Source organism: Neisseria sp. P0009.S007 (assembly GCF_051962515.1).
Map to the genome: position 1 here is coordinate 1 of NZ_JBQCVF010000101.1, position 7640 is coordinate 7640.

Annotated in this window: 11 protein-coding genes and 1 other RNA gene; all 12 read right to left on the reverse strand. The window is 49.9% G+C overall.

What is annotated here, in order from left to right:
- A partial coding sequence (locus ACTHS3_RS09170) for a flavin reductase (protein WP_440367774.1) occupies positions 1–329 on the reverse strand: 329 nt, incomplete at its 3' end.
- Between the two features lie 10 nt (positions 330–339).
- Positions 340–777 carry a homoprotocatechuate degradation operon regulator HpaR gene (gene hpaR / locus ACTHS3_RS09175; RefSeq protein ID WP_004520883.1) on the reverse strand — a complete coding sequence of 146 codons (438 nt, stop codon included), beginning with the start codon at positions 775–777 and terminating at the stop codon, positions 340–342.
- A 340-nt stretch (positions 778–1117) separates the two neighbouring features.
- Positions 1118–1624, reverse strand: a complete 507-nt coding sequence (locus ACTHS3_RS09180; protein ID WP_083307457.1) for a protein disulfide oxidoreductase — start codon at positions 1622–1624, stop codon at positions 1118–1120.
- Between the two features lie 88 nt (positions 1625–1712).
- A complete protein-coding gene (rpsI, locus tag ACTHS3_RS09185; protein WP_003681515.1) occupies positions 1713–2105 on the reverse strand; it encodes a 30S ribosomal protein S9 in 393 nt (130 codons plus the stop codon).
- A gap of 12 nt (positions 2106–2117) precedes the next feature.
- Complete coding sequence (gene rplM / locus ACTHS3_RS09190; RefSeq protein WP_003684605.1) at positions 2118–2549, reverse strand: 50S ribosomal protein L13; 432 nt, start codon at positions 2547–2549, stop codon at positions 2118–2120.
- A gap of 179 nt (positions 2550–2728) precedes the next feature.
- A non-coding RNA gene (gene ssrS, locus ACTHS3_RS09195) (6S RNA) lies at positions 2729–2909 on the reverse strand.
- An 8-nt stretch (positions 2910–2917) separates the two neighbouring features.
- Positions 2918–3220: a cell division protein ZapA gene (locus ACTHS3_RS09200; RefSeq protein WP_003681511.1), complete on the reverse strand. Its 303-nt coding sequence runs from the start codon at positions 3218–3220 to the stop codon at positions 2918–2920.
- An 11-nt stretch (positions 3221–3231) separates the two neighbouring features.
- Positions 3232–3555, reverse strand: a complete 324-nt coding sequence (locus ACTHS3_RS09205) for a hypothetical protein (protein ID WP_039862529.1) — start codon at positions 3553–3555, stop codon at positions 3232–3234.
- 74 nt (positions 3556–3629) lie between these two features.
- Positions 3630–4619 (reverse strand): NAD(P)H-dependent glycerol-3-phosphate dehydrogenase, encoded by a 990-nt coding sequence (locus ACTHS3_RS09210; protein WP_004520880.1) that lies wholly within the window; start codon positions 4617–4619, stop codon positions 3630–3632.
- Positions 4620–4754: 135 nt separating this feature from the next.
- Positions 4755–6914, reverse strand: coding sequence for a polysaccharide biosynthesis tyrosine autokinase (locus tag ACTHS3_RS09215; protein WP_440367777.1), 2160 nt, complete (start codon positions 6912–6914; stop codon positions 4755–4757).
- A 26-nt stretch (positions 6915–6940) separates the two neighbouring features.
- Positions 6941–7390 carry a low molecular weight protein-tyrosine-phosphatase gene (locus ACTHS3_RS09220; protein ID WP_004520878.1) on the reverse strand — a complete coding sequence of 150 codons (450 nt, stop codon included), beginning with the start codon at positions 7388–7390 and terminating at the stop codon, positions 6941–6943.
- Positions 7391–7559: 169 nt separating this feature from the next.
- Positions 7560–7640 (reverse strand): hypothetical protein (locus ACTHS3_RS09225; protein ID WP_440367779.1); only part of this gene is annotated, 81 nt, incomplete at its 5' end.

Here is a 7640-nt window from a genome sequence, read left to right on the forward strand (position 1 = left end):
GTTTGCCCCCTATGCCAAATATGGTATTCGAAGCGTTCTTCGGGCGAGAGGTCGGTCAGTCCGGCAAAGTGTTCGGCGACATCCTGCTGGCTGTCGTTGAGTGTGTTGATGCACAAATCACGGTTGCCTTGCAGGATGGGAATGATGGCGGATTGGCGGTTGATGCACAGCATGACCGTCGGCGGCTCGTCGGTAACGGCAGTTACGGCAGTCATGGTAATGCCATAGCGCCCTGCTTCACCGTCTGTCGTGATAACGTGTACGCCGGCGGCACAGGAGGCCATGGCATCTCGGAAGGATCTCTTGAGTGTGTGTGTTGAATCTGTCATCCGGCTCGCTTTATTTTAATGCCTGTTCGATTTTTGCCAGCTCTGCCAAGAGTTCTTTGAGTTGTGCCATTTTTTCTTTGGTAAGGACTTTTTCAATTGCGTCATAGCGCTCGTCAACCAATGCGCCGGTGGACTCATAGAGTTTCTCGCCTTCGGGCGTCAGTTTCAGATAAACGCGGCGTTGGTCGTTGGAAGGCTTCAGGCGCACGGCCAAACCTGCTTTTTCCAAGCGGGTCAGAATGCCGGTCAGGCTGGGACGGAGGATGCAGGCCTGATTGGCCAAGTCTTGAAAGTCGAGTGTGCCGTTTTCCGCTAAGAGCCGGATGATACGCCATTGCTGGTCAGTAATATTGGCTTGGTTCAGAATAGGGCGGAATTGGGTCATCAATGCTTCCCGTGCCTGAATCAGACCGATATTGATAGATGCATGTTTAGATTGGTTGGGCATTACTAAGTCTCCGGTGTTATCAAAAATCAAACCGTTGAAGCGTGAGGTAGATTGATAAAGGCGAATATTGCTGTTTTAAGGCTGCCGTCGGCAACCGGGTTTATGGGAACAAAAGCATCACTGCCACAATATTAGATGAAGATCTCTAACAGTTTGTTTTGATAATAATGTTTCCAATTGTTCTTATGGTTATATCTTAGTCTATTTTCTTTATAATCTCAACAAAATCATATGTTATTGGGAAAGAGATAGTTTATTTATTTATGAAGTGGAATAGGGTAAATATATTTGGCGGAGATGATTCTTTGGATTTTCTATTTTTGGTGGATTTTCAATGAATTTAGCCGAAGATGTCTGCTAAGTAAATTCTGATTTTTAAGCCGATGTAGCTGGAAAGTCCGGATGTGTGATGAATCATTTTTCCATCTTTTAATATGATAATGGTCGGTGTGACGGCTATATTCCATTTTTGAGCCATCAGACCGTCTGAATCATTGAAGTTTGGAAAGGATAGATTGTTTTGTTGCATATGGTGGGCAATGTCTGCGTCGCTTCCGGAGCGCAAGGCTATGCCCAGTGTTGGGATATTGTCTTGGTGCAGCTTTTCTATGGTTGATGATGTGTATGAACAAATACGACACCAGCTACCCCAAAAATAAACGACGGCAACCCGATTTTGGCTGAAGGATTGAAGGGAAGTGGTTTGCCCATCGGTTAAAGTAATGGTTTGTGCCGCTGATTGTAAGGGCTGGTTAGGCTTGCGTACCCAGTCGACAATCAAGGAGAGCAAAATGAAAATAATCACGGCCTGAAGCAATGATTTGGCGTAGTGGAGCAGGGTTTTCATCATATATTGCGGAGGATATTGGATTATTGTTTTATAAATGAAAAAAGCCTTGCAGAGCAAGGCTTTTTGATTCGATTCTGAAAACGTATTAACGTTTGGAGAATTGTTTTGCGCGACGTGCTTTGCGCAAACCAGGTTTTTTACGTTCAACTTCACGAGCATCGCGAGTAACGAAGCCTGCTTGAGACAGGGCTGGTTTCAGGGCTGCGTCGAAGTCGATCAGGGCGCGGGTAATGCCGTGACGGATGGCGCCGGATTGACCGGTTTCGCCGCCACCGGTTACGTTGACTTTGATGTCGAAAGATTCGGCATTTTCAGTCAGAACCAGAGGTTGACGTACAACCATGCGGCTGGTTTCACGTGCGAAGAATTCGTCAACGGGACGGCCGTTTACGATGATTTGGCCGGTACCTTTAGTCAAGAATACACGAGCCACTGAACTTTTGCGGCGGCCTGTGCCGTAGTAGTATTTACCGTTCATGTCGTGTCCTTATTATTTCAGTTCCAAAACTTTAGGTTGTTGTGCAGCGTGGCCGTGTTCGGCGCCAGCGTACACTTTCAGTTTTTTGATCATGGCGTAGCCCAGAGGACCTTTAGGCAACATGCCTTTTACGGCTTGTTCCAAAGCGCGGCCTGGGAATTGCTCTTGCATTTCGCGGAAAGTACGCTCGTAGATGCCACCTGGGAAACCAGAGTGACGGAAGTATTTTTTGTCTTCGAATTTAGCACCGGTCACGCGCAGTTTGTCTGCGTTGATGACGATGATGTAGTCGCCAGTATCAACGTGAGGGGTGTATTCGGGTTTGTGTTTGCCGCGCAGACGGTGTGCGACTTCGGCTGCGACACGACCCAGAACTTTGTCTTCTGCGTCAATGACGAACCATTCGCGCTTCACCTCGTGGGGTTTTGCAGAGAAGGTTTTCATGGTTGGAATCCAGATATATATAGAAAGTTATGGATTTTAAAGAGGAGATTGGTTTTTGTCAATCTTAATTGAGTGTGTTTGATGCATGAATATGCGGTTTTTTCAGACGGCCGGAAATCTTTACGAAAGTCTTTACTTGGAAAGGGAAAAGCCACACCTGTCGGTATGGCTTTTTTTAGGGAATCCCCACGAGTGCCGTTTAGGCTGAATCCGCTTGAACCTTGCTGACAAGGCGGTCACCTCGGGTAGTTTCGGGTGCGTCCAATAAACGGACGCTCGCGCCCACTACAGCTCCCGGCAACCTAAAGCGAACGTATTGGTTCAAAGGAATATATGCCTTCGCGAACACCGCAGGGAAAAGGGGGAAATCAGTTTTGCTCCAAGCGCGCCAGTGCTTTTTGGCACGCGTTGTTCATGTCGGTTATTTTACGCTCAAATTCACCGATTGCCAAATCGTCGTTGAGGGTGGTTTTCAAGAGGTCGTGCACGACGTTGAGGGCTGCCATGACGACGATTTTGTCTGTGCCGACGATGCGGCCGCTTTCTTTAATCGCATCGCTTTTCTTGTTGAGCATTTCAACGGCTTGCAGAAGGGTGGCTTTTTCTTCACTCGGTGTGTTGATGGTGAAGTTGACATTCATGATGTCGAGATTGACTTGTTCGATACTCACGGGGCATCCTTTTATTGTTGTGTTTCTTGGGGCAATCGGGTAATGAGGCTGCGGATTTGGTCTGCGCTTTGGGCCAGCGCGTTGCGGTAGTTTTCTTTTTCGGCAGTCAGGTTGTCAATTTTGCTTTGCAGGTCCTCTTTGAGTTTGCCGACTTGAACCAGCAAGGCTTCGCTGAGTTCGTCAATGGCCGCGTCGTGTTGGCGTTTTTGTTGCTCTTGCTCGAGTTTGAGTCTGTCGATTTCTTCGTTGAGACGGCGGTTTTCTGAAACCAGCGTTTCAAATTTTTGGACAAGTTGGTAAACGTTGATTTCCAGATTGTTCAGTGATTGGTTCATGTGTTTCCCTTCAGACGGCCTGATGGCCGCCATATTGTGCGTCAGGCCGTCTGAATGGCAGACGGCGCGACCGTTTATTCGAAGCGCGCGCTTCGTTCCATCAGTCGTTCAACGACTTGCTGCGGGGTCATTTCTTTGCGGATGAGTTGCAGCAGGGTTTGAGTGATGGGCATATCGATTTGGTATTTGGCGGCGGTGTTGAAGACTTCTTCAATGGTGCTGACGCCTTCGGAAACGTGGCCGATTTCGACAAGCACTTGATGCAACTCTTTACCCTCTGCGAGGCCTAGGCCGACGCGGCGGTTGCGCGAGAGTGCGCCGGTACAGGTCAGGATAAGGTCGCCGATGCCTGCTAAGCCCATCATGGTTTTGGGTTGTGCGCCCATGGCGATGGCAAGGCGGGTGATTTCGGCAAGGCCGCGTGTTACTAAGGCTGCGCGTGCATTGAGGCCGTATTCGAGGCCGTCTGAAAGGCCGGTGGCAATTGCCATGACGTTTTTAACGGCACCGCCCACTGCGACACCGATGACGTCGGTGCTGCCGTACAGGCGCATTACGTTGGTGTTCAGTTGGGCAGTAGTTTCTTCCACCCAGTCTTTGTTTTCGGAAGCAAACACGACGGCGCAAGGCAGTTGGGCTGCAAGTTCTTGGGCAAAGCTCGGACCTGAGAGAACGCCGATTTTTTTATTGTTAGGTAGGACTTCTTTCAGTACTTGGAAAGTCAAAAGGCCGGTATCTTGTTCAAAACCTTTGCAGGCGGCGAGAACGGGAATATCGGCGGCGTTATGCTGTTTGAGCAGCTCGGCGCTGCTTCTGAGGCCGGCTACGGAGGTAACGATCAGGGCAAGTTGGCTGTCTTTCAGCGCTTCGCCCAAATCGGCGTGAACGGTCAGGGACTCAGGGAAAGGGAAGCCGGGCAGGCCGCGTTTGTTTTCGCGATCTGCTTGCAGGGTGCGGATTTGGTCGGGATTGCGTGTCCAAAGGGCAACTTCATTGTTGTGGTGCGCAAAGTGCAACGCGAGAGCTGTACCCCACGAACCTGCGCCGATGACGGTAATTTTCATGTTTCTCTTCCATATGGGAACGGGGCTTACTTTAAAACAAACGGCTTTGGGGTGCAAGGGCGGCGTTTGTGAAAAATATTTTGTGCTGTTTAAAAAGCCTTAGGCCGTCTGAAAGTTCAGACGGCCTGCTTCGGTTTATGATTTATTGTTACCGGAATGGTAGGCATCGTAGGCGTAGTAGTCGTAGCTGTTGTTGGCTTCGCGCTTCATGCCGTTGAGGACAACACCTTTGATGTTGATGTGGTTTTGTTTGAGGCGTTCGACGCTGGCTTCAAGCTCTCGTGCACGCGTGTGCGCATAACGGCTAATCATAAGGACGGTGCCGGCATGTTGGCCGATGATGATGGCGTCGGTAACGGCCAATACGGGCGGCGTGTCCAAGATGACATAATCGTAGCGTTGGCGCGCGTGGGCGAGCAATTCGTTGAAACGGTTGTCCATCAAAAGCTCGGACGGATTGCTAGGATAGCTGCCGCTGCTGATAAGGTGGAGGTTTTCAATGCCGGTCTCTAGTACGGCTTTTGCCGGAGCTGCTTTGCCGTTGAGGATGTCAGACAAGCCGAACTCGGGGGTAAGGCCGAAGAGTCGGTCGAGGTAGCCTTTGCGCATATCGGTATCGATAAGCAGAACGCGTTTGCCTGACTGCGCCATTACGGTGGCGAGGTTGGCAGAGATAAAGGATTTGCCTGCTTCAGGCGCGGCACCGGTAATCATGAGGACGTTGTTAGGCGCGTCCAGCATGGAGAAGTAGATATTGGTGCGCAGGGCGCGGATGGCTTCGACTGCCGTGTCGGCGCGGTCTTCGCTGGCCAGCAGATAGTTGGAACGGCCGCCGGTTTTTTTGAATTTGTTTTTGAAGAAGTCGCGTTTTTGCTGGGTTTTGGAGTGCGGAACAAGAGCGACGACTTCCAAATTGAGGTTTTCGATTTCTTCGGATGAAGTAATGCCGTTTTTCATGCGGTTGCGAATCATCAGCCACAAAGCGGTCAATGAGCCTGCGGCAAGTGCGCTCAGGAGCGTGATGACGGCTTTGCGCGGGGCAACGGGGTTTTCAGGGACATAGGCATAATCGACGATGCGAACATTACCTTGTGCACTGGCTTTCATGATGTTGAGTTCTTGTTGTTTGCTCAACAGTTGGACGTAGGTTGCTTGGTTGGTTTCTACGTCGCGGGTCAGGCGGATAACTTCTTGTTGGGTGTTCGGCAACTCGGCAATTTGTTGGTTGATTTTGTTTTTAGCGCGTTCGAGGACGGCAAGTTTGTCCAATACGGCTTTATAGGAAGGGTGTTCCGGCGTGTACAGCTCGGCCAAACCTGCTTCTTCGGTTTTGAGCAGGGTAATTTGGGTTTCGATGCCGGTCAGGCTTTCCAATGCGCCTTTGGACTCGAGCGGAATGTCGAGAGAGCCTGATTGTTGGCGGTAGGCATTGAGTTTGTTTTCAGCGTCTTGCAAGGTTTCTTTCAAGCGTGGCAATTCTTCGCTGATGAAGGCCAAACCGCTGGATGCGACTTGGACGTCGCGTTCGCGGTTTTGCGCAACGTAGTTGTCGGCAATGCTGTTGAGGATGACGCTGGTACGTTTAGGGTCGGTGCCGGTAAAGGTAAGGTTAATGATGGGGCTGGTTTTACCTTTGCTGATAACAGCCAGTTTGTTTTGGATGTTTTCGATGGCGCTGATGCGGGAGAACTTGGTTAACGCAAATTCTTGACCCGGATTAGCCAGGATTTGATCGATTTTGAGGGTGGTTTGATTGTTGATTTTCAGAGGCACGCCGACCTTGCCTTCGACAACGCGTTTGTCAGGCAGGGTAAGGGTATAGGCTTTGTTGCTCTTGGCGGTCAGTGTGAAGGTTTTGTTGAACCATTCGTCTTGTACGGAAAAGCTGCCGACGGTCAGTTTGGGATCGGGGTCGCCACTGATGTTGTGCATCAGGCTGCCGATAACGGGTGTGTATTTGGCTTTGACTTCTTGGTCAAGCTGAAGGTCGTCAACGGTTTTACCCAGCACCAAGCGTGATTGAACCAACTCGACTTCTGCTTCAGACGGCGTGGTTTGGTTGTTGAAGATGCTGTTGATTTCGGTCAGGATTTGGTTTTGTCGCGTTTCAATTTCCAGCATGGCATCGGCACGGTATTGCGGAGTGGATGCCAGGCTGAAGGCTGCGCCAAGAATGCCGCCTGCAAGCAGGGCGGCGAGGATTTTGTATTTATTTGTCCAAATTACTCGCAGCTGTTGGCCGAAGTCGATTTCGTCGTTGTCTGCGCTGTAAGGTGTGTAGGTCGTTTTTTTCATTGCTTGCTTTCTTGTTCATGCCGGTTTTATACCGGTTGAGTTTTTCCGTTTAGTTTGGTTTTCCAAGTGTCTGCGGCAGCATTGAGCTGTTCAAAAACGGCTTCAAACATTTCACTGCTTTGTTTGTATGGGTCAGGTACGGTTTTTTTAGGCAACCATTGGGCAAACAGCATGGTTTTGCTGCGTGCCGGCGGATGGATGTCGGCCACCATGTCAATTTGACAGGGCTCCATGACGAGAATCAAATCGGCCTGTTCGCACATTTGGGCAGTCAGTTGGCGTGCCGTATGGCCTGCAACGATAACGCCGTGTTTGAGTGCGGTTTTGATGGCTTGGAAATCGGCATCCTTACCTGCCAGTGCTTTTATGCCAGCGCTGCTGATGCGGTGGCCGGGTAGTTTTTTCTGCATAATCCGCTCTGCGGTGGGGGAGCGGCAGATGTTGCCTAGGCAGACGATGAGTATGTTGTGGTACATGATATTGTTTCGGTTTATGGTCTGAAAAAAGCGTGAGTCAGACTATAAGGTACTGCTTTTCCGTTTGTGCGGTGTGTACGGCTTTTATATGCCGTTTATGTAATTTGGTTGGATTGTGCGTGATTTTGTATCCTGCTGTCAAACAGGGTCTGACAGCAGGAACCACTGCTTATTTAAACGTATTGTCGAGGGTATTGACGTTGCTGATGGAGTTGGTAATTTGTGACATTACGCGGTTCCAACGGGTAAC